Raw genomic sequence first — 24901 nt, forward strand, 5'->3', positions numbered from 1 at the left:
CCACTGGGCACGCGCGGCAAAAGGAACAAGGGCCAAGAAGAGTATTGCCCAGTAAAGGTGTCTCATGTTATGGATGTGTTATGGCTTGTTCCTTTCGGCAACTTTGCTCCCTCTCGAGCGCCTCGAGGCGCTTGAGCAACTCGATCTGGTAGAGGGTGAGCTCTTCGATTTTCTGCAGGAGCAGCACGTTGGTCTGCCCCAGGTCCACCCCCTCTGCCGCCACTTCCTGCGCCGAGGGCACCTCGGGCAGGCGGCCGTGCTCCTTAATATGGGCCTCCACCTCCCGGAGCGGGCGCAGCCGGTAGCCCGGCTCGAAGACGAAGTCCGCCCAGCCGGTGTACACCTTCACCTCGCTGGCCCGCACTTTTCCGTTCACGGACAGCGCGAAGCCGGCCGTGTTGTCGGTGCCGATCCCCAGGCTGCCGTCCGCCAGGTTGACCGTGAACTTTTGGCCCAGCCTCACCCGCTCAGTGTGCGCCCAGGTAGAGTTAAACTTGTTGTAGCCGGCGATGAAAACCGCCCCCCTGTCCCAACCCGGGTAAGTGCCGATCAGGCTATGGTGCAGCCCTTCTTGATTGGAGCCAATAACATTGTCGGGCACGCCCGGGGCTTCCACCAGGTGGAGTCCTCCCTTCAGGCTCAGGCTCCCGTCGGGATTAGTCAGCGCCAAGCTGCGCCAATCCTGCCAGGACAGCCTGTCAAAGGAGCTGGAGCGGTAGAAGATCCCCCCGTCGTTGAAGTTGAGCTGGTGGATTCTTCCCCCTGAGTAATCACTCCAGGGGGCGATGGTGAGGTTGGAGGAAAATATGTTCTCCCCTGGCACCCCCACCGTGCTGCGCTCCTTGAAGTCGACGCGGAACACATGGTTGAAGGCAGAGGGAGCCTCGTTTATGCTTCGGGTGTCCTGGATATGCAGATGCCCGGCCACCTGGCCGCGGGAGCCGAAAGAGAGGAGCATCAAAACAAGGGATAGGAGTACTGTTTGTGGGAGCAATCCTGCCGTTAACAAGGCAGGCAGCCGGCTGGGGCCGGCAAGGCGTTGGGCATGTTCCATCTGTGGCTGTCGCAACCGCCGCTGTCAGACAGCGGATGCAAAATTTTACTAGTTGATAGTTATCAAGAAAGAATGAATGAGATATTATGAAACAGTACCTAGCCTCTTTAGACCAGTAGCCCTTTGCGATACCGTCTTTTTTTGTCGTTTAAGAAACAATTTTCCAGATGTTACGTTAAGAAAATACAGTAAACCAATAATTGTGTCTTTCCCAAAATGGGCTTGGAATAATTATGATCAAAGGACCTAAGATTATGTTTTCTGAAAAAGGAAACATTGCCTCTTGTGGTAACATGGGGTATATGAAAAAATAATAGTGAATTTCCCATATTAGGATAATGTTTATTCCAATATGGGAAATTCACTATTATTTTATACTTTGTAACCCAATAGTTTACATTTAGGATCGTCTTCAATCAAACTTTCACTCCCCTTAAGAAAAAGCCGATTTTGTAACAGGGGTGCTAGAGAGACCTCCTAAAATTTATCAATTTTCATTCTTTCTACTTGCTAAGAGTGACGCTTAGCAGCCTTCAGCGCTTCCTCCGACCCAACTGGATGGGTACCGGATCATAACACTTATTATGATAAGTAGAAGTAGTTCTTTGATAATGGGATGCAGCGTTATGAATCTCTTGTCGGAGCACGGTACTCCTATAGAAGTACCAGAAAATAAATAAAGAAGATCATAAAAGTATTGTAATAATTGATGCAACACCAAAAGCTTTTGCCTCTAAATTGTAAAGCATTGAGCCAACTGAATAACAATTGGCATATAGCAAGCCAAGAAATTCAGAACAAGGAAATGCCATGGATTGAGCTTTATAATGCGGTGCCACTGCAGTAACTTTAGCAGATAGATGTAAAACCCTCACCCACTTTCTTTAAGCAACTTTTTTCTAACTGCGCGGAGCGAGCTAAGCCATCCTTTGCGCATGGGGTATAATGTAAAGCAGTCACCTGCTCCCCCTGTTCCTGTTCAATTATGGCTGAAAACAAGTTTCATACACGAGGGTATTAACTTTACTTAATGTAAGCCAGCTTACCTTTATTAAAAACATTGTCTCCCAATACTCTTTAGACTTTAAGTAATCATGAGTTTCATGAAAGACCTTTAATACAGGAAAGGCATGTTCTTCAGTAAACTTGCATGATTGTTAATGTCATCCCTGTAGATATTCAGGTAGACTAATAAAAATAATTTGAATCTTAATTGCAACTTGTAACGTTACACGTTATAATTGCAGCATGATTGTAAGTTTTAAACACAAAGGGTTAGAACGATTCTTCCTTAAAGGGGATGGGTCCAAACTACCCCCTGCGCACTTACCCAAGATCAGAAGAATCCTGGCACAACTGCATGCTGCTCAAAATATCCAGGACGTGAATGTTCCAGGTTGGGACCTGCACCCTTTGAAAGGAAACCTGAAGGATCACTGGTCAGTGAAGGTTAATGGGAATTACCGGATAATCTTCATTTTTATAGGTGAAAGAGTCGAGGTGTTAGACGTGAATTACCTGGACTATCATTAACCTACAATGTGTGAAATCTGAATACTATTGGAGTAAAGGTAAAACAAGAACTCATTATGATAATGCATAACCCGCCACATCCAGGCGAAATCTTAAGAGACTATACTGACGCAACAGGATTGTCAGTAACAGAAATTGCGGAGAAGATCCACATTAGCCGTAAGGTGCTATCGAACATACTAAATGGCCATGCTGGCATCAGTGCTGAGATGGCTTGGAAACTATCTGCAGCGTTCGGAACTACTCCCGATGTGTGGATTAACCTCCAGAAACAGTATGATCTCTGGCATGCTAGGCAGCGAGTTGACATTTCAACTATAGAACACCTCCTCCACCCTGCAGCATAGCCATTCTACCCTTGCAATTCCCTTGGTATCAGTATCAAGAGGTACTTGCATCTCCTTTAATGCATATGTTACATGTATTTCATGAAGGAAATTAAGGAAAGTTATTTCATTGAATACATGTGAACAAATTATTTCAATTATTACATGATACAGAAAAATAGATATTATATATTCGCCACAACGCTGTATTCTAATAGTATTCATTTGTTTCATGAAACTCATTTATGAAAGTTATTTCATTTAGTAATTTTAAAGGAGGTGTAGGCAAAAGCAGCTCCTGCCTCTGTGTTGGGTTTAGCTTGGTAGAGAAGGGGTACAAGGTACTCATGATTGATGCGGATGCACAATCCAACCTGTCTATCTCTTTGGGGCTAGAGAAGAACACTGACAACCACTTTGGCAGCTTTGTATTAGGGGAGAAGGAACTGTCAATGGTGACGCTTAAAATAAGCGATAACCTGCACATAATTCCATCATCCGTGAAAGCCCAGGTATATGAGCGCATGTTGGGAGCAGAGAACGACTACCAATATTTCCTAAAGGAGAGGCTGGAGAATGTGAATCAATACCATTACATCTTAATAGACACGCCACCCGCTCTAAACGCGTTCACCTATTCAGCTCTTGTGGCCAGTGACTATATCTTTATTCCTATGCAACCGGAAATATTCGGAGTTGAGGGTTTGGTTACCATAACTGATATAGTTACGAGGTTAAATAAACGTAGTAATCCAAGCTTGAAGATAGGAGGGATCTTCTTTACTAAATATGCCAAGAATTACCGGAAGCAGCTTCATCGGGACCTGGTAGAAGACCTAAGGAGTAACTACGGCCAGCTGATCATGGACACCTCTATCAGAGAGAATATCAGCATCGCTGAAAGCCAAGCCATGAGGCAATCGATTTATGAATATGCACCAGGCAGTAATGGGGCCAAGGACTACAGGAAACTAACAGAGGAAATATTAACTAGAGTAAGCAATGGCCAAGAAGTTTAGCGGGTTAGTAAAAACCCCTGCACCTCAACTCACATCATTTGAAAAAGAAGTGTATGAATCCACTGAAGATCAAGTAAGAAATGATGTTCATGAAAATAATGATAAAAAGGAACCAAATGACGATCATGAGCTAACCCCTTTTTCTACTCGTATCAGTAAGGGCTTGTATAAGCGTCTAAGACAGTTTGAGTACTGGGAGAGGGCAAGAATAACAGATGTCACCGAACAGGCGCTGACGGCCTTCCTAGAGGGCAAAGAAGGGGCTGACAAAACCCTCCCTGCACATGAGCTGGAAAGACAGGAAAAAATAAGTAGCCGGAAGAAACGTAAAACATAGGCCCTTCTTCAGAACCCCCAATTCGTGTCCTTTTTCTGATTACAGGCCCTGGTTACTTTTAAGCCATGAATAAATTTTTAAAAGGTGACACCGTTGACTTAGAGTTGACCCGCCAAGGAAACACATGGAATCATAGAATGACTGTAGTTAGTTACAATGCAGCAGGGGAGGTGATATGCTTCTGGAATGACCAGCAAGGAAGTATTCAGTTTTTTACATTCCCCGAAAGCTCCCTGGTTAAGTTTGATCCCAAGTGGCCAACTGGACCGGCTCCGGATCTACAGGACTTGATAGTCACCTAATAGTCTTAAGTGAAAAGCCACTCATATCGGGGTGGCTTTTCTTATGAATTCAAGACTAAAGCGGTGTTAATATTTGTAAAGATTAATCTTTATACATAAAGGTTTTGGCTTTATCCCAGTACCAACCGTCCTTCTCACGGGCAGCAATTGCCGAATCAAAATCACCTTTGTGCATCTCTTGTAGATCCTGGAGTGATATCTTAGAAGTAGCCTTAAGGTTCTGTTTTGCTGGAGCCACTGGTTTGTACTTTTGTTTTGGCTGGTCGTTTCCAAACAGTAAACCTTGTTGAGCTGTGTTCTTCTTAGGATACTTGCCTTTATTGGCCTTCCTCTCAGCTGCTAATTGCTTAGCATGGCCATCAAACACAAATTTAATGGAGTTTACCTTCTTGCCTGCCTTGATTTCAATAAACTCAAATGCTATGGGGTTGCCAGGAGTCTCCTCTGTCTTTTGTATTTCAGCGATAGCAGGCAGGAGCACGTTTTTCTTAAAGTCGTAATACCGATCGTACTTTACCTTCTTACCACAAAGTCTATTTTTTAATTCATCCACAGTCTCCTCATAAACTCCCAGGGTCTCATACGATTTCAGCAGCCAGTAGAGCCGGTGGGATGTACCAGTCTTTAGTTCAAGCAGCTGCTCAATCTCTGCGATGGTATAATGTTCCTTAAGCTGAATCAGGTAAGGTCTAATGCTATGGGAAAAAATTCCTGTTATCAAGCTGCTACCTTTATCGATGCCCAAACTATCAACGAAGGAATAAAACTTAGTGCCACGCTTCCTATCTGTCTCAGAGGCCTCAATATATTTGGTCATTAGGTTTTTACATGCATTAGTGACCATTTCATATGCAGTACCGCCGGTGTTGGATGTAATTAGATTCATCGGGATCTCGATAGGTTTGAAATCTTCATCATCCTTATGGATGCCGGCCAGCATGTATGTGAAAATACGAGCTTCTACAGTGCCAAAGGACAAGTGGCTTCTAACAATAAAGTTACCCTGAGCTATTGTCTTAGACTTTTTCTCCTGTTTAACTATGATCTCTGACATTATATCTAGATTTTTGATAATAAATATAGTGGTTTAAAACGAACTAACGAAATTATTTATCGTCTTTTCGTTTTGTTCGTCATTAACCTCGTTTGTTTCGTCAGAGAACTCGTTTATTTCGTCATATTCCTCGGCTCAAATCGTCATATTCCTCGGCGATATTCGTCAAAAGTCTCGTTTTAAACTTATCTAAACAAAAGATAATCAACAGGTTATGGCTCTTGAATACTATAGAATACTAAATAGAATAAAATAAGAATACTTTAGAATGTTTTTTATTTTTTATAAAGCGAGGAAAATGACGATTCAATAGAAAATAAAATATGTAATTACCTTAAAATCAATGAAATAATGAAATGAATAGTTAGTAAAGAGGCCGAATCGTCATAAACCTCGTCGATAACTTATATACCTTAATAACTATCGACGAGAAAAATGACGTTGACTAGGTAAATATTTAATTAAATACCCTTTTCCTTAATCTGAGAGAGGTTCAATGAAGTTTGGTACCCTTGGTTTCGTCATTTCCTTCTGCTTTATGATGGATTATGATAGATTACCCAGTGGCAAAGAGTCTCTGTAATGATGATCATGTAACACTTCTGGATGTCACAGATTGGCGCTTATTTGGCCCTCTAGCACACTTTGTTATTCAGTGAAGTCTTGCTAATGGGAACACTGGACTCTCTCATGGAAAGATTTGGCCACGGCTCTGTGGGATATGGAGTGCAAGGAACCGAAAAGAAATGGGCCTTGAGAAAAGAGTTTGTTTCACCCTGCTATACGACTAATCTTAATGACATACTGAGAGCCCAGCAAGTTATAGAATTGGAGGGGCTTCAATATGTTTATGAAATAAATCGCAGGCACTGGAAATTCCTATTAACTTAGACACATTCAAGACAGTTATCATGACTCAATAGATTAGTTGATACTGCTATTTATGTGTGTTGAACTTCCGATTTTATGATGGTGCAGTTAGACAAATTCCACAGGTACAGCAGGGGAGGGGTTCTGAAGCAATACAGGAAACTACGCTACATCAGAGAGAATAAGATGTACTTCCTGTACCTTATTTTTGACTCTGGGACCTGTGTGTATGTAGGCGAAACCAGTAACATCTTCTGGCGCATCATCAAGCACAAAGACAAGTGCTCTGCAGAGTCAGTCATCTACCTTCAGGAATACCAGGACAAAGAGGAGGTCCTCCGGCTCGAGAAGCACTACATCCGCAAACTCAAACCAAAGTTCAACAACCGCTATTGCCAGGCGGGCCAGCTGGAGCTATTTAGATACTGATCTGCTGACACACTCCCTTTGCTCTTTCGTATAGGATGTATGGACTTCTATGCCTTCAACACCCTTCCCAGGGACACGCGGGCCGAGCTCGTCTGGCAGCAGGGACGATTTCTGGCCATTCGCACCGAGATGGGCTGCAGTGTGGTGCTTTACCACATGGGTAGCTTCTTTGCCGAGGTCTGGTACTCGCCCGAGGACAACCAGATCGCATTAGTTCACGGGTTCAAGAGCTATAGCATCCTGGAGCCTTACCTGGAGCTCATCGACCTGCAGGAGCTGATGGAGTAGGGGAGGGGCGCCGGCCCAGCCGATAAGTAAGTTTATGTTAAATAGGTAGTTCTTATTGCGAATCGTTTATTAGCTCGATTCCTTCTTCACCAGCATTATCTGTTGGGCTGGAATTATCGTATATACTATCGCTGTTATCAGTATTGGTACTAGTATTGCTTGTAGTGTACAAATAAGTATCTTTGCTAATGTCATTGATGACAGCACATTGTAGCAATCTTAGCTATAGTTATTCTATTAAGTAAAAGACCATGAAATTAAGAGACCGTTACCCAAAGCTGAAAGATGAGGCATTCGTGCGTTCGATGGTGGTAAAGTCAGTGCACGGCTCCATGCTGCTGGAGAACCAGGGTGTAAGTAAGGACCGCCTGGAGAAGCTTTATACTGAGGTTAAGGAGGAGCGACGGCTCACAAAAGCGTAAGCTGTCCCCGGATTATTTGTTCTAATTCTGAAAAATCATATGTATCTGCAAGCTTCACGGCTTGCAGATATTTTTTTCTCCCATCCCCTTCCCTTTGGTAGAGCTCCACGCTCTGATAGCCGTGCATGTAGGCCATTAGGTTTGTGATCAGGCGAGCTGAGCGGCCATTACCGTTCACAAAGGGGTGTATGTGCACCATTCTGTGATGTGCCCACGCCAGTTCTCTCACCAGTGCTTCTGAGTCATTGCCATCCGTATTCTGTAGTCGGTAGTTGAGGTCATAGGTAAACTCGGCCATTAGCCGTGGGACATTAAAGTGTTTCGGTGGTATGTATGATCCTACCTGAAGATCCTTATCCCGCCATTTCCCTGCCCATTCATAAATCTCTCCGAATGCCGTTCTGTGGATGTCCAGTATAAGGCTGGTGGTGATCTCAACAGGAAAGTCTAAGTCCAGCATATACTCTTCTGCCCTCAGTACTCCTTTTGCCTCCATTTCATTGAGCTGTGCTTTGTCGCCTATGCCCAACAAGTTATCGTCTGCCGCAGTTGTGTATTCTCCCATGGTATAGCCTTTATACAAAGATGCAAAATTTCCGTCACAGTGTTATGGGCCTGCTCAACCGGGCGGACACCAATGCAAAAGGATATAAAGCGCTATAAGCTTTCTGTTGCCGATAAGAGAGATGTGTTGCGGCTTACGCGGCACAAGCCAAAAATTGGGAAAAGGTTGCCGAATCAGCTTCTATTAATAATTAAATAGTTAATCGGGTAACCGCTGCTAAAGAAGCGTAAGAGTTACCGGCGGTTGGCAATTTGTCCTATATCCGGTTATTTCAAGCTGATCCTTTGATGACGTTACTGAACATACAAACAAGGTGTTATCGGTTAGTATAAATTTTTGATACGTCTTCCCTGGTGATCTCTTCACCATGAAGGTTTCCCAGTTGTCGATGGGCTACAAGACCAAGAGTAGGTGTAGTTCTACTCAGGAGCTATGGGGGCCTGTCTGAGGAAAAGCCTGGTGGCGCGGTAGCTGCCTGAGGTGTGGTCCTTTGCCGTCACGATAGACACCCTGGTAAGTGGAAACCAAAGGCGCAGCTGTGGCTCTCACAGACGGCATAGGACAGGCAGGGGGCAATACATGGTGAATAGTATCCGGGCGCGTCCTCCGCGCCAAAAGTCAGGAGTAGGGGCCGTGGCCAACAAACCCAGAATCTCCTGGAGCGGATCTGCCGCCCCATCACCATCCATTCCTTGCGTAAGCTTCTAACCCGTTGGATAATTTCCAGTAAACTGTTACATTACGATGGCATGACAGACCTTCCCAAGCACCTAAACTACCTTATTATGCATACTCTTACCAGAAAGCTAGTACTATTATTGACTGTGCTGATGTTTCTGATCTCTGCCTCCTATGCACAGCCAGGAGCCCTTGATCCAAACTTTAATTCAGCTGATGTAGGCTTCAGTTTTGGAGACGGTCCTAACTTTGAAGTGCGGGCAGTAGCAGGTCAGGAGAATGGCAAGTTTGTTATCGGCGGGAACTTCACCTCCTACAATGGCACAGCGGCAAGCAGGTTGGCCCGGCTTCATACCGATGGTAGCCTGGACCTTACTTTTGACACAAGGCAAGGCGCAAACAGCACCATTACCTCCATCGCCGTACAACCCGACGGAAAGATAATTATTGGCGGCACCTTCACATCGTACAACGGCGTTGCCAGAAATGGAGTGGCGCGCCTAAATGCCGATGGCAGCCTCGACTCCAGTTTTGACCCAGGAACAAGCCTGAACCGCCACGTGCAAACGCTCATGCTGCAAGGCGACGGCAAGGTGCTCCTGGCAGGCAGTTTCTTCAACAACAACTATTCCGTCTCAAGCAACTTGTCACGCCTAAACCCGGATGGAACCACCGACACAGGGTTCAGTACCCAGGTAAGATCAGGCAGTGGCTCAGGCATCAGATCCATAGCCATTCAGGAGGATGGCAAGATTGTTATAGGGGGTTCTTTTTCCTTTGTGAACCAAGTGACCAGCTACAGCCTCGTCAGGCTTCAGGCCGATGGTAGTGTAGACGCTGAATTTGCCCACGGCGCCGGCAACTCCGCAAGAACCAACGTGCATGCGGTAAAACTGCAGCCTGACGGAAAAATTTTGGTGGGAGGTGAGATATCGATGTACAATGGCACCGAGGCCTACAATGTTGTACGGTTGAACACCAACGGCGGCATAGATACAGGTTTTAGCACCGGTAGCGGAAGGGGCGGGGCCATCCAGGCGCTGGCTGTACAGGATGACGGAAGGGTCCTAGCCGCCGGTAGCTTTGTCAGCTTTGCTGGCGCGGCAAACAACATAGCCCGGCTGGAGCCTGACGGGAGCCTGGACGGTTCGTTCCGGCAGGGGCTTGGCACCGACAAGGCCATCACATCCCTCATCCTGCAGGAAGAGCGCATAGTGATAGGCGGTGACTTTGGCTTTTATGGGGGCACCTCCAGAAACAAGGTGGCGCTCCTGCGTCTTGACGGAAGCCTTGACGGTAATTTCAATGCTGTGACTGGGGCAAATGCAAGGGTGTTGGCCACGGCAGTACAGCGCGACGGAAAAGTTCTGATCGGGGGAATGTTCACCTCCTACAATGGCGCCAACAGATACGGCCTTGCCCGGCTTCATCCCGATGGCAGCCTTGATGCAGGCTTCATCCCAGCACTAGGCCTGTCCTCCACATCCCCGGGAAGCAGCGTAATTTATACAGTTGCCGTACAGGGCGACGGGAAAATTCTGGTGGGAGGTGATTTGTTCAACAGTGAGGGCGCAGGCATGGGCTCTTTGGCAAGGCTGAACCCTGATGGCAGCATGGATGAAGCCTTCAGCCCGAATGGCTTTTATTCCTCCGGGGGCTCTGTGTTCGTACTGCCTGACGGCAAAATACTGGTCCCAGGGAACTTTGCCTCCGCCAATGGCACCTCCGTGAGAGGGGTGGCCCGGCTCCTTCCCGACGGCTCCCTCGATGAGAGCTTCTCCCCTCAAAGTGGGATCAGCGGAACCATACAGGCTATCGCGCCTGAAGACAACAGCGCCGTGTACATAGCCGGGAGTTTCGGCTTCGCTGGCAGCACACCTCGACACGGGGTAGTTAGGCTTTTGGGGGATGGAAGCCTGGACACGGACTTTGACCCCAACCTAAAGCAGAACAGCGCTGTTTCGGCCATTGCCATACAAGCAGACCGTAAGGTGATCATTGCTGGCAGCTTCACCTTCAAGGACAGCAACGAGCCTGCTACGATTGCACGGCTTAACCCGGACGGCAGTCTAGACACAGGCTTCAATCCTGGCAGGGGGCCAAGTGGGAGGGTACACGCAATCGGTATACAAGAAAATGGTCACATTGTTGTTGGAGGGACATTCAGCGCTTACTCTGGCACCCAGAGTCGGTTCTTGGCACGCCTACGCCCAAATGGCAGCCTCGACTCCGAGTTCAGTACCGGAGCAGGCCCTAACGGCACAGTGTACTCGCTCGCTTTGCAAAACGATGAGCATATCCTTATAGGAGGTCTCTTCACCTCCTATAACAACACTGGCAGAAATCGGGTAGCACGCGTGTCGGGTGGCAGATCCTCTACAACCAGCATACCTGATGCTGAGGAAGTGAAAAAAGCTGTGTTGATCTATCCGAATCCAAGCAGTGGCCAAATCACCATAGACCCGGCTGTTGCCCAGATATCAGCCGGCAAAATCAGGATTTTGAATAGTCAGGGGAAAGTTTTATTGGAGAAAGACTTCAAAGGACAAGCCATAACCTTCGATCTTGGTAGTTATCCTAAAGGAATATACCTGCTACAGTTTGCCTCAGGAAAAGAAGCCTTTACAGATAAGCTGATAATCCAATGATAAAAGTAGAACACCAAATACACGAGGCAGGAGCAATGCACTAAACAGCCGTAAAGGAGAGGCAACAATTAGCAACAGGTTCTTGTCGGCCGATAAGCAAAGTTATGTTAAATTAATAGCCAACGGGCTCGTACAGGCAGCGGGTGAGGCATTAGCCGAACATGGTGCCTGTGCTGTGTTGGCATTATTAATTTTTCTCTAAACCTTCCAAAATCACTCTATTGTTTTCTGGGTCAACAGTAGAATAAATGACCAACAGGGTATCTCCTAATTTAACGAGTGGATTCCCTTTGATACGATAGGTAGCATCTACACCTAAACTGCTGCCATTTATCCGGAGTGTAGTAGTGTACTTTTCTCCTTTCACATCAAAGCCAATTAAGGCATTAGAATGCTTTCCACTAAGGGTAAGCCTTATTTCTTCTACAGTGCCCACAGTTTCCTTTCCATAAAGCTTTAACTCTATTTCTTGGCTCCTTAGGTAAAAGGAGAAAGTAGACAACACAAAAGTGACTGCCCCAACAGACAGAAGCCCTTTGGCAGAGTATAGCTGGCGGGAAGAAATCTTATACTTTCTTGCAAGCTCGTCAAATCGCTCTGCCGTCACATGCCCCGTGGCTAACATTTCTTGTCTCCATTTCCTGTACCCAAGATATGACGCAACATGGGCTGACAGAAATGGTATTACAAACAATACTGGTATTAGATATCTCGACTGAGTATACTCAACAAAAACAATCATCAAAATGAAAGTCGAGATGAACGCAACTACGGTCATACTTCCACCGCCACGTTCAAAGTCCTCCTTCGTTAGATATTCTTCAATCATTAGTTATTTATGCCAACTAGCGGCTAAACGTAACTGGACTGACGAATATACTATATAGCTCAGTTAATATAAAGTAACCTGGTATAAGTTTCTGCTCCTGCCAAAGTACCAAAACCCCACACCCCGATTCCAGGCTGTGGAGGAGGTTTCTCTTATAACTACTCTTATGTTCAATAGAGCACTTTCTAAATAGGGTGATAATTCGAAGCAATAAAGGGAAGGGTGTAGGAGGTGAACGCCGGGCGCCGGCAGCGGCTAAAATATCTGGGTGTGATCAGACTCTTAAAAGCATTAGGAAATAGAAACGTGTTCGCTCAATTGCCAACGTAAGGAAAAGTTTTAGCTATATCCTTTGATAAATTTTATACAAAAAAGGAGAATATAATATACTGATAACATTCAGTTGAGAACTAATATTTATTTTTAGAAAAATTATATAAAAATGAAAAACATATACATCATTATTGCGCTCTTCGCCGTGCTTGTAGGATGTCAGAATTCATCTGATGAAGAAGTAGTACCAGATATATCGGGAGTTTACGAAATTCATACGCTGCATAACATGCAAGGTGAAGTGCTCAAATTTCCCGAGTTGGCCGCTGATGGTAAAGTGCAAATTACCTCTGAAATAGAGATAGCAAGGGTTGATGACCGTCTAATAAATATTCTCCGAAAAGGAATAGCCTTTGGTACTCCTTACACGGATCCGCTGGGCTTATTTGAAATTCGCAAGGACGGAGGAAATTATGCAGTGTATAAGGATGATCTTTATATTGGCACCCTGGGGAGCAAGGAGGTATTCTTAAATTTTGCTGGTAAGAGTCAGAATACGATGATTTCCTCCATCCGAGCCAATCGATGAATAATACTTCCTGTTTATGAAACACAAAGCGCCGCTACTGGTTGAAGTAGCGGCGCTTTGTGTTTCATCTTGATCTAGCCAAGAATTTATCTTATCCTATGTTTGTCATTGTATATTGATTTGTACATAAAGAGCAGAAAGGAAGGATAAAGATTCATACTCTTATTTGGTCTTTAGAACCAATCTTCTCCTAGTATTAGTTGACCACAACTGTATCAGAATTCCCCGGTTAAATGAGATTGGCTGGAATAGCTATCATAAGTCGTTGCTTCCCCAGAATTAGGCGGTATAATGAGGTTCAAGGAATGGTAACAGTGTAGTACACGAGGTGTAACTGAAGCTTACCTCATGTACTGTGTTGACAAAAGTTTTGCTTGTAATTACTCTTAATGGTATTCAACTGACTACAGAGGCAACGGAAACCTAACTGTTTCATTTATAAACTTCTTTTAGAAGCTATATCCTGCCGAGACACCAAAATTTTGTGCTAAGAAACCTGTAGTGCTAATTACAGGAGTCCAGATGAGCCTGAACATAAACCCATTGCTCAAAGGCTGAAAGCGATACCCTAAATTAAGATAGCCATTTGTATCCCAACCATTTTCATCGACAATATTAGGTTTTGTGGGGCTGTAAGTGTCAGTAAATGCATTATGACGCGTAAGTCCAATACCAGCTTCAAATGAGCCTTTTTTTTCGCCAACCAAGTAGTTTAAACCAACTGGAAACGCTATAACACCTGATCTTACATTCCATGCGTCATTATTCGATGTCCCTGTAGAAATGCCACCTATACCCAAACGGAAGCCAAGTCCACTCTGTACTCCTTTTTTGAAGCGCATATCATAGTTTATGGATGCCTGTAAACCTTGACCAAAGGCTTCTACAAATATGGCCTTTTTATGGCTGTCAGTAGATTCTGTCTGAGCTTTCACTTGAAAAGATAAGACTAAAAGAAGTACTGCAAAGATTGGTGTTTTCATAAATTATAACTTTTGTCAACTGCCTAATATACAGATAATTAAGGTTGTATGCACTATGTGTGGAGTTATTAGCTTATTCAATAGCTTCGGGTATCGTGGCTCCTGATTCAATTTAGCAAATTGTATCATACTTGCTGTATTGCCTTATCCCAGAAACCGCCCGTTTTTCGATATGAACAGGAGCAGCGCGCTTAGCAACTAAAAGCAACAGGTGTTGCCAAGGGAGAGGCATCAAACAGCAACGTACTTGGCTTTGCGATGGCACAGCTACCGTAAAGGTGTAGTTAGCTAATGATTTTGTTGAGTATTCCCTGTACGCCTGACCACACATTTTCTGGACTTAGGATGAAGTGATACATAGCCTTTGGTAACAGACTGGCCACTTCGATAGCTATCGCCATAAGCGGAAGTAGCAAGTACAACCAAATAGGATACTTGTACTTGGTATTAACATTTTGCCATACTTCATTCCAAATGACTTCCATTTTGCTTTTATAGTGCCATAGTATCAAAAAGTCCAGTAGGACATAAAATGAAAGGCGCCAAGTGAAGGCATTAGCCATAGCTGGCGGCATAAAAGTAAGGTCAATAAGTAAAACTGTAGTTACTATCGGCAGAAACAGGAACGCTCCCAGTAAGGCGGTTCTATTTATGATTAAGAGAGTGCCACAAATCAACTGTGAGATACCAATGAATGCCTTGAAGGGCTGCTGGTCAAACATGTACCAAGAAACACGAAATAAGTCTAAATCCTTCAACGGAGTTGCCAATTCAGCTTCACTTACTCCAAACTGACCATCTACCATTTTGCTGTAGCCATACCTGAGGAAAGTCCATCCGATAAGAAACCTTGCAGCAAGTATAAAGTAGTCCCAGTATTTCTCTTTGGGTATTCTCTTCAGAAGCTTCATCATTTTAATTGTTTGCTAACGTGTTTGTGTAGCGTCAGCAAGCCTTGCTGCTACACCTTGTTGGGCAATGAATTATTTCTTTTCAAGCCACGCCTTCCAGTCCTGTGCTACCATATCCCACCCGAAGTCGTTATGGTTCACCTTTCCATTCTCGTCAAAGCCAAAGAAGTTATGCTCCCTGTCTACATAAGGAATGAAGGTGAAGTTCTTCTTTTTATTACGAATAGCCTCTATGCGCATGTAATCAAAAAAAGGCGCAGCGATGTCTTCTGTGCCATAAGCAACTAACACTGGTATTTTCAGCTTTCGCAACGAATCTATCGGTGGTTTTGAGAAGCTGTAAATGGATTTAAAAGTGGTCTCTCCCTGGACTTCATTATTATCTGGGTCGTTGACCAGTTCTTGCCAAAATTGGAATTGCTTCTCTGTTGCCGTTCCCAATGAGTCGTCACGCTGCCTTATCTGAGAGACAGTGGTCATCATTCTCCCGAGAGGATTGGTGCTGGCGAAAATGAGTCGGGTTACGTCCTTTGATGTCTCCGCAAGCTTAGCCGCAACGGCAGCCCCCTCTGAATGACCAGCAACGACTACTTCTTTATCGCCTATCCAACTTTGTTTCTTCAAGAACTTTATTGCTTCCTTATTTCTGTTGGCATAGTAGTCTAAGTTATCCCGCTCGATATACTTCTCTGGAAAGCTCCCCCTCTGTAGGTCAACATAAGCCATGTCTCTTCGCAGTTCGGTCGCCTTTTTTATAAGCGGCACGTATGGCTTGCTAATAACGGCAAGATGATATTTGTCCAAAAGTATCTCGGCATCAAACGGGAAAACCATGTAAGGCTCCCCATTCTCTTTGAGCAGAATAAGAGGTTTGGGTAGCGAACCTTGCACGAAGAGAAACAGCGGCTTCTCCACTTCCTCCTCTCTTTTTTTAGAAAGCACCAGTATATTGACCGTGTCCTGTTTGTAAAAAGATTGCAGGTGCCTGAAGCCGAAGTCCTCTGGGTTCTTTATTTGGGCTGCGACTTGTGAAAATATCAGTTGCAGAAAGAGAAAGAACAGTAATGTTTGTTTCATTTATCTTATTTTGATTTTTTGCCCAACGGACTCGTGCATACAGAGCCTGAAGCGTCAGCGTAAGGTTATGTATGAACCTTTTTGTGTTAAGCCTTTTTGTTTTAGTTTAAGAAGGTGATTATGGCTTGATTGCTTCGTGCTGCTTCTGAGTAAATTTCTTGCACTGTTTTGAAGTAGTCTGTTAGATATCCCAAACTTTCTTCTTCATTCCAGATATTGGGATATATTTCTAATTCACTCATTTTCTTTGGGTCATAGTTCTTGCTAATTTCATCAAGCGTTATTAGTGATATTTCAGCATTAACCTCTTTTACTTGTTCTGGTGTTAAATATTGAGCAGGCCCATAACCTAAGTCTTGGTCTTCGTCTATAAATTGCCCACTAAATAGGGTTCTTGCTAACGGATGGTCTGAGCTTTCTATATTCTGACCAGTTAATAAAAAGAAAATTCCTTCCCAAGATTTGTCTATGTCAACCAGATTTGAGTCTTCTTCGGCTTCATCATCATAAACTCTATTTTCTAAAAATGAACTGTCCTGTAAATATTCTTCAAGTTCAGAATTGCTCACTCGAAGTAAATTTCCTATCATACTCATTATTCAGTAGTCTTTAGTTTTAGAAAAAATCGGAAAATTGTTTACTGAGGTTACACACACCTACCTGCTAAACGACAACATACGCTTATATGCACTATGTACGTAGTTGCCGGAGCTTACTTTGGCGCTTGTTTGCTGGCTGAATTCTGTAGAACTGAACAATAGGTGCATATTTGTATCTGTTTAAGCTAATATAGATGTTTGCTACAGATTATCCAATGGGCTGACGATTTTATCCAAGACATGGGAGTGATATGGGTATAAATCTCCGTGGTCTTGCTGCTCCTGTTGCCCAGCAGCACCTGGATATAGCGCAGGTCCGTTCCCTGCTCGAGCAAATGGGTGGCAAAGGAGTGACCATCGCCAATTGGCAGTCCTACATGGACAAGGACCGGACCCTAACCGTAAAAATTTTCAATCTCAGAATACGGCCATTTTAACGCTACAGATCTTACTGTGTCTTGTCCTTGTGTAAGTTAACCAAGCTGTATGAAAATTTCCTCATTAAATGAGACATATCTGGTCAATTTACATAAGGACAAGACATCTCCTCTTGGACGGTTCTTCCTGTTCTTCACCACTGTACCTTATGTTATGAACGAACCGTTTTCCAGTGCAGAGAAACCGAGCCACCTCACGAGCGCAGGCTTCACATTCAAAACATAACACATTGTTAACGTCAGCACACCCTGTGGTTATTCAAAATGCTAATAGTTTTGCTGAGTTTCCCCTTCTGTATCTGTTCCAGCGTATGAGCAACCCTGCTCATGCCAGGGCTGACGACGGGGATTCTAATTCAGAGATATCTGTCAATATTCCTGCATTGGGAGCAATGAGAATAAACAAAGCCATCATTTCATTCATTTTTGTCAGCTTTGGGCTTGGCACTTCCAGTTGCAGCTTGTCTGAAGCTACTGGACCAGGGGAGTCAGCGAAGCCGCTCTTTACCTTAGAAGGCAATATCTTTACTGACAGGACCCTCTCTGCGGATACTACTTACCTGCTGAAAGGAGTTGTAAGGGTGAAGGCTGGTGCGGCACTACACATTGCGGCTGGCACTCTCTTAAGGTCTGACAAGCAGCTAAAGGGCCTACTGGTGGTAGAGCAGAACGGGAAGATTCTTGCAGAGGGTACCCATGACAAGCCCATCGTGTTCACCTCCAATGCACCTGCCGGGCAACGAGCGGCGGGTGACTGGGGCGGTATTATTGTTTGTGGCAATGCCCCCACAGACGCCGGAGCCAGAGTGGCTCTGGGCAATGTAGCGCATACTGTTTTCGGTGGAGATAGCCGGGCAGACGCATCCGGCGTCATAAGGTATGTACGTATAGAGTTTGCAGGCCAACCCCTGCTTCCTTCAATGGACTACCCCGGACTACTTTTGGCAGGGGTAGGGCATGGCACTACCATCGAGAATGTGATGTGTTCCTATAGCTTGAACGATGGTTTCGGCTTCAGGGGAGGAACTGTTGAAGCCAAAAGGCTGATCGCCTTCAGGTGCCACGACGATGACTATGATATGGACCTGGGCTATCAAGGCCGCATTCAATTCGGGCTCGGGTTAAAAGCCCCCGTGTGGGCAGCTGCAAGAAGCAACGGCATCGAAATCGATGGCACAAGCTCAACAGCCACAGCTCCTGTACTATCCAACTTCACCATCATAGGCCCCAAAACGGACACTGAAACGGAGATCGCCCCTAATTATGAAAATGGCCTGGCAGTAAGGAACAACGGCAGGGTGGTGATGAGGAATTCAATCATAGCCAGTTTTCCTTTCGGTATTTTCATCGACGATCAACAGCCAGGGGCCGGAGCGGCAGCCCTTTCTGGAGAAACACAGATAGAAAACACGGTGCTTGCAGGAGTGCTCAACTGGGGCGGGAATGGCTACGGCAACCGCCACAACCCGTTCCGCGACAGGGCTTCCGATTTGCCCTTCCAAACAGACAGTGGCACATCTGGAAGTCCTCTCAAATGGACCGCCTCCTTTCCTGGCTCTTCCGGAAACTCTGACAATCCTGCTCAGGTAGAACCTATGGTAGCTTGGTTCGAGGGAGGGCAGCACCGGAACTGGCAGGTTGCGCATAGTCAAGTCATAGGCCTGAGAGGCAATACCCCTGTCCCGTTACCTGACGCCACATCAGTTTTGTTGTCTTATGCCCGATGGCAAAACAGGGAGGATGCATTCTTTGACAAAGTGCCTTTCACAGGAGCTTTTGGAGATTCAGACTGGACGAGCGGCTGGGCCAATTGGGATCCACAAAACATGCCTTACTAAAACCGATCATTACTGCAGGAGTGGTAGCTTTAGGTAAAATGGGAATATAAATTTATTTTCCATTCATTGCCTATTTTGCGTAATACCTGTGTTCTGTTTGTTGAGTATTCCAAATCAATGTGTTTTGCACAAAAACTTAGCTTTCTGTCTATGGTTTTTATTTTTGAGAACATAATTTCTTGTCTGGAAATCAATAGACAGCGCAAGTAGTGTTGAATAAGCATGACAACTGAAGCTCCTCTTCATACTGAATATTTTAATCTTAAGTCTACTTTCAAGACCCTCTGCGATAGATTTTTAAAATGGAGTTGTACAGAATAAGTTGACCAAGTTGGTATCAAAATTTCCCCATTAAATGAGATATTTCTGGTCAACTTAAATCAGGACAAGACAGAGGGGTGCACTGGCAGTCAATTGGCTGTCAGCCATCCACTCGATTGGCAAAAGTTATTTTTTCTTTAGCTTTTCTGAGCCGTGGAAACTATTTGGTGCTTTCTGAATAATTTGGTCAAATGTAATCTTGTCTACAACTGCAAAGGCATAGGCATCAAATCCTAAGTCGAAGAACAGGAGTTTTTTATTGAGCAAGTTCAAATCTTTATCAACTTCTTTGAAAAGGCTTATTATAAATATTCCATCTCCTTGGTCTTTGCCTATCGAGGTTTTTCTAATAGCTTTGGTGTAAGTCCAATTGATTTCTTGTCCAGCAAGCTGTTCTTGGACATATTCCTCAACTTCATTCTCGTTCTCTTCTCCTCTCCAGTCAATATATCCGAGTAACTCCCTACCTGAACCAAAGAGATATGTCGCTTCCAACGGGGTAGGATTCTCTATACCGCTTTCTTCTAGCAAGTCCGCCTCCTGCTCTTTGAAATCCTTTTTGTTTTTCTGATAAAGGTTGAAAAATATTGCAAACTCTTTTTGATGCTTCTGATAGATTAATTTCCCGATTTCAAGGAAGTCTACTTTATTGTCTGCACTAACTCTTTTCTTTTTATAGAGCTGAAAGCCAGATATAACAAGAAAGACCACAAGAAAAATAATCAATGATTTCATTTTACGTTTTGTTATATTTTAATTTTTGCCAACTATGGTATATCAGGAATAGACATACGCTTATCTGCACTATGTACGTCATTGGTTAAGGTTGTAATTTTTTCTGTCTCAGTACACGTTTGCTTGTGTTGGCCACTCTGCAGCCATACCTCAATATAAGAAATTCCATACAATATTCATTTACTGCTGCAATCTCACAATAGGGCCGTTTTACGAGATTTCTACAGTGGCAAGTAGCTATTTCTGAAAAGTGACCTCCGGAGGAGTAGGAGCCATAGGCACATTCCCGTTTTGCCGTCTCATGAATCAAAAGAAAAAGTGTATATTTGAGATGAGAAAATGAGACAGCTATGAAGATAGGATACGCCCGGGTCTCCACCCAGGATCAGAAACTGGAGCTGCAGACGGATGCCCTCACCCATTACGGGTGTGAGCAGTTATACAAGGAGAAGAGGTCGGGCAAGAACAAGGAGCGCCCGGAGTTAGAACAGATGGTCAGCCAGCTCCGGAGCGGAGATACGGTGGTCGTGTGGAAGCTCGACCGGTTAGGCCGCTCGCTGCGGGATCTAATTGACCTAGTATCGGACTTCAAGGAAAGAGGAGTGGACTTTGTGAGCCTGCAGGATGGAATCAACACAGCCACGCCCACTGGCCGTTTCACCTTTAACATCTTCGCCTCCTTGGCGGAGTTCGAGCGGGAGATTATTCGCGAAAGGACCAAGGCAGGACTGGATGCGGCCAAGGCAAGAGGTAGAAAGGGGGGCAGGCCTTCTGGTCTTTCCAAGGTTGCTATGGAGAAGGCTGTGACTGTTAAGATTCTTTTTGATTCTGGAACAAAGACTGTAGAGGAGATTGCCAAGATACTCAATATAGGAAGAGCTACCTGTTACCGATACATCAACCTTACAAGAAGCTGTCGTGAAGATGAGAGTTTAAATAACTACTTATAGAAGCTTGCTTTTCACACATCTTAATCTGGCTTAGTGATTACATTTTACTCAAGGATATATTTTACCGAGAATAGACTGATTAGCCGAAAGAAAATTTAGTGGGCTGGAATTACAGAGTGTGGGTTTAATATTTTTAATGAAATTATCTGTGCCTTGTTATTTTAATAAAACTAAAGTTCGTCATACATGACAGTTATTTGCCAAATATTATAATTTTTAAAGATTTTTCATACCTATTAAAAGCTTCATCCTTAGCTCCATGCATATAAAGAATATCACCCCAATTTTCATAAACATCCGCAGCTTTAGGATTAAGTTCTAGGGCTCTCTTATATTTACTGATAGCCTCTTCCTTTTCTCCGTACTGATATAGTATAGTACCCCAATTGTAATATGCGTATGTATTTGTAGAGTCAATATCTAACACTTCTTTATATTTAGCTATCGCTCCTTTGTTGTCGCCAATATCATAAAGCACATCCCCCAAGCCGATGTGAGCATCAACAAAGTCAGGATTAATTTCTAAAGCCTCTTTATATTTATCAATGGCTTCTTTTTTGTCGCCATAATTAAGAAGTGCTTTACCCCAGTCATCGTAAACAATCTCGGCTTTAGGACTAATTTTCAAGGCTCTTTTGTACTTGTCAATAGCTTCTTCTTTGCGACCGAGCTTATATAGTGCAGCACCCCAAGAACAGTATGGATCTGCATCTTCAGGATCAAGTTCTATAGCCTTTTCATACTTTGCTATAGCACCATACATATCGCCAGTATTGTAAAGTACATTGCCCCAACTAGTATAAGGAATAGGATAATCAGAGTCAAGTTCTATCGCTTTCTTGTATTTATCAATAGCTCCTTTAGTATCATCAAGGTGGTACAGTGCTGCTCCCCAAGAATAATAAGCGTATGCTGAAGGCTCAAGCCTCACCGATTCTTTATATTTAGCTATCGCTCCTTTGATGTCGCCAATATCATAAAGCACATCCCCCAAGCCGATGTGAGCATTAACAAAGCCAGGATTAATTTCTAAAGCCTCTTTATATTTAACTAAAGCTCCATTATAATCTTTTTCATAATTATACAAAGCCCATCCCCAATCAAAGTAGGCTTCAGCATCATCATCATCAGGTGCATTTAATGCTGCATACTCAGCTATCGCTATACAATCCTTATAATTGTCACCAGCCTCTATTTTATGATGAAACAGCATCATAGGGTAGGTGTACTTCATGATTTCTTGTGAGATATCAAATACTGTAGAGTCTAATGATTCTAAATTTAATTTTTTAGTAAAAGAAGATTTTCCACTTACTCTTGCTGTTATAAAAGTATTTTCTCCAATTGTATATATTTCTCCTGTTATCCTTACCTGTTCTTTTCCTAGAGAGCTTTTTATTAACCTAAATAATTTATTTATAGAGATACCAGCACCAGGAACATCAACTTCAATTTCAGCATTTGACCAATTAGGAACTAAGTGGAAAATATTAGAATATGCTGAAGCTGATCTAACTAAGTCGATTTTATCAACTATTTTATTTGCTAATACACGGCCGTTTAATCCTGTTTCAATAAAATTGTCTGGAACTTCAAATGGTTCTATCAATATATATTCAGTTAGTGTCTCTTTGATAGAAAGACCTACTCCTAGTATACTAAACGTAATAATGATAGAATACAAAATTATATTCTTTATATAACTAAGTGAATGGCTTAATTCTTCATATTTGTGTGGACCTGAATCTTTAGGTACAGCATCTAACTCTTTAAGTTTGGAGGCATTCTTATGAACTATAGAATTACGTAATAGACTACTTTTATCTTTTTTAAGCCAAAAGTTCTTGAGAGGGTACCTTTTGTTTTTTCCCAATGCTTTACCGGTTAGTATAAATACTTAGTAATAAATTTGTCTGGAGGGTACATGAAGCTAAAGCATGAGGATGGTATTATATATTAAAGTTTAGAAACGAAGTTCATTACTACTTATAAAAGAACTAATGGGTGCCTTTATAGGTATCAATTTTAGTTCTTATGCTTACATCCAAATTAACATTTATTCCATCTTCTACTAAGCTTAATTCAATAATAAATTTAAATATTTATCATTAAATCCTCATTTAGCTTTAAATTCCTGAGAATGCATAAGCAAAGATACAAAGTCCCCCGCCTCGTCAAAACCACTCCCCAAAAGCCGACGGAAAATGTGTACTTGGGCAAGCCTCCGCAGAAGGGCAATTCATACCAGGATAACGGGAAAGCGGGGGCAATTCCGTTTTCCCGTTCATCAAGGCTAACATTAGACCGTTTAAAATCCTCAACGTTTTTGCTTGGAAAAACTGGTGCAAAAATATTTTATTATATACCTGATAAACAGATGATTAAGTCTGTATTTTTTTGCTTTTTCACCGTTTACACGATACGAACCGCGTCACACGCTGCCGACGTTGGGCAATTGCCCATTGCTTTTTGAGCGGTATGTGACGGGGCCACTGGTGGTTTCATTCAAAATTGCCCGCTTTTAGGACAGGTTTTATGTTTGGGCAATTGCCCACGGTAGGACAAATTGCCCGACTGCGCACAGGGCAATTACCCTGTTGTTTACGAATTTCGAAGGAGGTCTACACCACCCTGTCTGGTGGATGATTCACGACCCCAGCATATCGGGTTCACTGCCAGAGGCACTCATGAAAATATGAGGTGTCTTTTGGTTGGCCACCGGGAAGGGCAAGTAGTGTAGGGGCAATTCATTATATCAAGAACCCGCTTCAGCGCCCGGCCTTGATCTGGGCGACGATATCTTCAGGCTGCACCCCCAAGGAGCGGGAGACTTTGAAGAGGGTGTCGATGGTGGGCACGCGCAAGCCTCGCTCCAGCAGCGATATGTAGGTGCGGTCCAGGCCGCTGCGGAAGGCCAGCTCTTCCTGGCTCATCTTGCGCTCCCGCCGTAGTTCCCGCAGCACGTCTCCAAAGGTCTTCTCGGGCATGGTGTGACTTTAGTCCGCAAAGGAGACTAAAAAAGACACCTACTACTACCGACTATAGTCTGCAGTTTGTATATTGCACACTATAGTCGTCATCGTATGCTGCGCCTGTGGTTCGTTTGAGTCGAAGGGTACCATACAGAGGCGGTACTATTAAATAGAATAGAGCAATGTGCTGAAGCAAATGTCGAGTACAGGCAAAGGCAAGGTGCTGCAGCTTTATATAGGGCCTCCGCTCAAAACTGCCGCGTGGAAGATTTCCTTGCTGGTGTCAGAATTATCGAAGATTAAATTTATAAAGAGATGAAGAACTCAACGCTACAGTCACTAAACACTGATTCAGATTTTTCTAATTTAATTGACAGCCGGTTTAAGCAACCCATTAACCTGCTTAGGTTTCCTTCAGAGTATGAAGCACGAAGGCCGACCCAATCATTTCTGGAAGGTATAGAAAAGTCAGAGGCTAGCAACATTAGAGAAAGAGAGTTGATTCGGGACAACATCTACATGAAACACGGGTTCGATATCTATGACTTCCCCTTTGTCGTGTTATATGAAAATCAGAGAGGAGAAGAAAAGTTGAAGCCATTTAAATTGGAAGGTGAAGCCAAAGACTTCTGTAGAGAAGCGTCTTACCAAGGCACTTTCCTGCTACTAATATACATAATGAACCATGCTATTGAGAGTAAATTATATGGAGGTAAATAACTTAAAATTTTGCACGTTGCTGTACCGTGGCAAGAGTGTATGCGCACTTTGCCACGGTACAGCAACAGGACGTGACCATAAAAATAATATTTAACCGATCCTACTATATCTAGGCTTCCTGGGACCAAGCCCAAGGACTATA

Annotated in this window: 25 protein-coding genes and 1 pseudogene; 14 read left to right on the top strand and 12 right to left on the bottom strand. The window is 43.8% G+C overall.

What is annotated here, in order from left to right; genetic code table 11:
* Positions 1-67: 67 nt before the first annotated feature.
* Positions 68-1054 (bottom strand): hypothetical protein, encoded by a 987-nt coding sequence (locus ACMA1I_RS22420; protein ID WP_337070732.1) that lies wholly within the window; start codon positions 1052-1054, stop codon positions 68-70.
* 1248 nt (positions 1055-2302) lie between these two features.
* Here ACMA1I_RS22420 and ACMA1I_RS22425 point away from each other — a divergent pair.
* The 5 genes from ACMA1I_RS22425 to ACMA1I_RS22445 all read left to right on the top strand — a co-directional run bounded on the left by ACMA1I_RS22425 (position 2303) and on the right by ACMA1I_RS22445 (position 4571).
* Positions 2303-2587 (top strand): type II toxin-antitoxin system RelE/ParE family toxin, encoded by a 285-nt coding sequence (locus ACMA1I_RS22425; protein WP_337070733.1) that lies wholly within the window; start codon positions 2303-2305, stop codon positions 2585-2587.
* A 56-nt stretch (positions 2588-2643) separates the two neighbouring features.
* Positions 2644-2934, top strand: coding sequence for a HigA family addiction module antitoxin (locus ACMA1I_RS22430; RefSeq protein WP_337070734.1), 291 nt, complete (start codon positions 2644-2646; stop codon positions 2932-2934).
* A 224-nt stretch (positions 2935-3158) separates the two neighbouring features.
* Entirely contained in the window at positions 3159-3932 is a 774-nt protein-coding gene (locus tag ACMA1I_RS22435) for a ParA family protein (RefSeq protein WP_337070735.1), read from the top strand.
* Complete coding sequence (locus ACMA1I_RS22440) at positions 3916-4269, top strand: hypothetical protein (RefSeq protein WP_337070736.1); 354 nt, start codon at positions 3916-3918, stop codon at positions 4267-4269. Before ACMA1I_RS22435 ends, ACMA1I_RS22440 begins: the two co-directional genes overlap by 17 nt.
* Positions 4270-4334: 65 nt before the next feature.
* Positions 4335-4571: a hypothetical protein gene (locus ACMA1I_RS22445; RefSeq protein WP_337070737.1), complete on the top strand. Its 237-nt coding sequence runs from the start codon at positions 4335-4337 to the stop codon at positions 4569-4571.
* 82 nt (positions 4572-4653) lie between these two features.
* Here ACMA1I_RS22445 and ACMA1I_RS22450 read toward each other — a convergent pair whose 3' ends face one another.
* Complete coding sequence (locus ACMA1I_RS22450) at positions 4654-5625, bottom strand: replication initiation protein (protein ID WP_337070738.1); 972 nt, start codon at positions 5623-5625, stop codon at positions 4654-4656.
* A gap of 669 nt (positions 5626-6294) precedes the next feature.
* Here ACMA1I_RS22450 and ACMA1I_RS22455 point away from each other — a divergent pair.
* The 4 genes from ACMA1I_RS22455 to ACMA1I_RS22470 all read left to right on the top strand — a co-directional run bounded on the left by ACMA1I_RS22455 (position 6295) and on the right by ACMA1I_RS22470 (position 7634).
* On the top strand, positions 6295-6516 hold the full coding sequence (locus tag ACMA1I_RS22455) for a DUF4113 domain-containing protein (RefSeq protein ID WP_414703969.1): 222 nt from the start codon (positions 6295-6297) through the stop codon (positions 6514-6516).
* 75 nt (positions 6517-6591) lie between these two features.
* Positions 6592-6924 (top strand): GIY-YIG nuclease family protein, encoded by a 333-nt coding sequence (locus ACMA1I_RS22460; RefSeq protein WP_337070739.1) that lies wholly within the window; start codon positions 6592-6594, stop codon positions 6922-6924.
* A 39-nt stretch (positions 6925-6963) separates the two neighbouring features.
* Positions 6964-7212 (top strand): hypothetical protein, encoded by a 249-nt coding sequence (locus ACMA1I_RS22465; RefSeq protein ID WP_337070740.1) that lies wholly within the window; start codon positions 6964-6966, stop codon positions 7210-7212.
* A gap of 251 nt (positions 7213-7463) precedes the next feature.
* Positions 7464-7634 (top strand): hypothetical protein, encoded by a 171-nt coding sequence (locus tag ACMA1I_RS22470; RefSeq protein WP_337070741.1) that lies wholly within the window; start codon positions 7464-7466, stop codon positions 7632-7634.
* On the opposite strand, the gene ACMA1I_RS22475 is transcribed toward ACMA1I_RS22470, so the two are convergent.
* Positions 7621-8199: a Fic/DOC family protein gene (locus tag ACMA1I_RS22475; protein WP_337070742.1), complete on the bottom strand. Its 579-nt coding sequence runs from the start codon at positions 8197-8199 to the stop codon at positions 7621-7623. The two genes, ACMA1I_RS22470 and ACMA1I_RS22475, sit on opposite strands and share 14 nt — an antisense overlap.
* A gap of 749 nt (positions 8200-8948) precedes the next feature.
* On the opposite strand from ACMA1I_RS22475, the gene ACMA1I_RS22480 reads away from it, so the two are divergent.
* Positions 8949-11525, top strand: a complete 2577-nt coding sequence (locus tag ACMA1I_RS22480) for a T9SS type A sorting domain-containing protein (protein ID WP_414703970.1) — start codon at positions 8949-8951, stop codon at positions 11523-11525.
* 187 nt (positions 11526-11712) lie between these two features.
* Here the strand turns inward: ACMA1I_RS22480 and ACMA1I_RS22485 are convergent, their stop codons facing one another.
* Positions 11713-12354 carry a hypothetical protein gene (locus tag ACMA1I_RS22485; RefSeq protein ID WP_337070744.1) on the bottom strand — a complete coding sequence of 214 codons (642 nt, stop codon included), beginning with the start codon at positions 12352-12354 and terminating at the stop codon, positions 11713-11715.
* A 442-nt stretch (positions 12355-12796) separates the two neighbouring features.
* Between ACMA1I_RS22485 and ACMA1I_RS22490 the strand changes: the two genes are divergently transcribed.
* Positions 12797-13216, top strand: a complete 420-nt coding sequence (locus ACMA1I_RS22490; protein ID WP_337070745.1) for a hypothetical protein — start codon at positions 12797-12799, stop codon at positions 13214-13216.
* 449 nt (positions 13217-13665) lie between these two features.
* Here ACMA1I_RS22490 and ACMA1I_RS22495 read toward each other — a convergent pair whose 3' ends face one another.
* From ACMA1I_RS22495 to ACMA1I_RS22515, 5 genes and pseudogenes are all read right to left on the bottom strand, one after another.
* On the bottom strand, positions 13666-14199 hold the full coding sequence (locus ACMA1I_RS22495; RefSeq protein WP_337070746.1) for a hypothetical protein: 534 nt from the start codon (positions 14197-14199) through the stop codon (positions 13666-13668).
* Positions 14200-14483: 284 nt separating this feature from the next.
* Positions 14484-15113 carry a hypothetical protein gene (locus ACMA1I_RS22500; protein ID WP_337070747.1) on the bottom strand — a complete coding sequence of 210 codons (630 nt, stop codon included), beginning with the start codon at positions 15111-15113 and terminating at the stop codon, positions 14484-14486.
* Between the two features lie 69 nt (positions 15114-15182).
* Complete coding sequence (locus tag ACMA1I_RS22505) at positions 15183-16187, bottom strand: hypothetical protein (RefSeq protein ID WP_337070748.1); 1005 nt, start codon at positions 16185-16187, stop codon at positions 15183-15185.
* A gap of 101 nt (positions 16188-16288) precedes the next feature.
* The gene (locus ACMA1I_RS22510; protein ID WP_337070749.1) at positions 16289-16783 is read right to left on the bottom strand and encodes a YfbM family protein; all 495 of its coding nucleotides are present in this window, start codon (positions 16781-16783) and stop codon (positions 16289-16291) included.
* 204 nt (positions 16784-16987) lie between these two features.
* Positions 16988-17139: pseudogene (locus tag ACMA1I_RS22515) on the bottom strand (tyrosine-type recombinase/integrase); the annotation flags it as partial.
* A 476-nt stretch (positions 17140-17615) separates the two neighbouring features.
* Here ACMA1I_RS22515 and ACMA1I_RS22520 point away from each other — a divergent pair.
* Entirely contained in the window at positions 17616-19061 is a 1446-nt protein-coding gene (locus ACMA1I_RS22520) for a hypothetical protein (RefSeq protein WP_337070750.1), read from the top strand.
* A gap of 447 nt (positions 19062-19508) precedes the next feature.
* On the opposite strand, the gene ACMA1I_RS22525 is transcribed toward ACMA1I_RS22520, so the two are convergent.
* A complete protein-coding gene (locus ACMA1I_RS22525) occupies positions 19509-20117 on the bottom strand; it encodes a hypothetical protein (protein ID WP_337070751.1) in 609 nt (202 codons plus the stop codon).
* Between the two features lie 350 nt (positions 20118-20467).
* On the opposite strand from ACMA1I_RS22525, the gene ACMA1I_RS22530 reads away from it, so the two are divergent.
* The gene (locus ACMA1I_RS22530; RefSeq protein WP_337070752.1) at positions 20468-21067 is read left to right on the top strand and encodes a recombinase family protein; all 600 of its coding nucleotides are present in this window, start codon (positions 20468-20470) and stop codon (positions 21065-21067) included.
* A 193-nt stretch (positions 21068-21260) separates the two neighbouring features.
* On the opposite strand, the gene ACMA1I_RS22535 is transcribed toward ACMA1I_RS22530, so the two are convergent.
* Positions 21261-22940 (bottom strand): tetratricopeptide repeat protein, encoded by a 1680-nt coding sequence (locus ACMA1I_RS22535; protein WP_337070753.1) that lies wholly within the window; start codon positions 22938-22940, stop codon positions 21261-21263.
* A gap of 895 nt (positions 22941-23835) precedes the next feature.
* On the bottom strand, positions 23836-24054 hold the full coding sequence (locus ACMA1I_RS22540) for a helix-turn-helix transcriptional regulator (RefSeq protein ID WP_337070754.1): 219 nt from the start codon (positions 24052-24054) through the stop codon (positions 23836-23838).
* Between the two features lie 300 nt (positions 24055-24354).
* Between ACMA1I_RS22540 and ACMA1I_RS22545 the strand changes: the two genes are divergently transcribed.
* Positions 24355-24759 (top strand): hypothetical protein, encoded by a 405-nt coding sequence (locus tag ACMA1I_RS22545; RefSeq protein WP_337070755.1) that lies wholly within the window; start codon positions 24355-24357, stop codon positions 24757-24759.
* Positions 24760-24901 lie beyond the last annotated feature (142 nt).

The organism is Pontibacter sp. 13R65 (assembly GCF_047525655.1).
GTDB lineage: Bacteria > Bacteroidota > Bacteroidia > Cytophagales > Hymenobacteraceae > Pontibacter.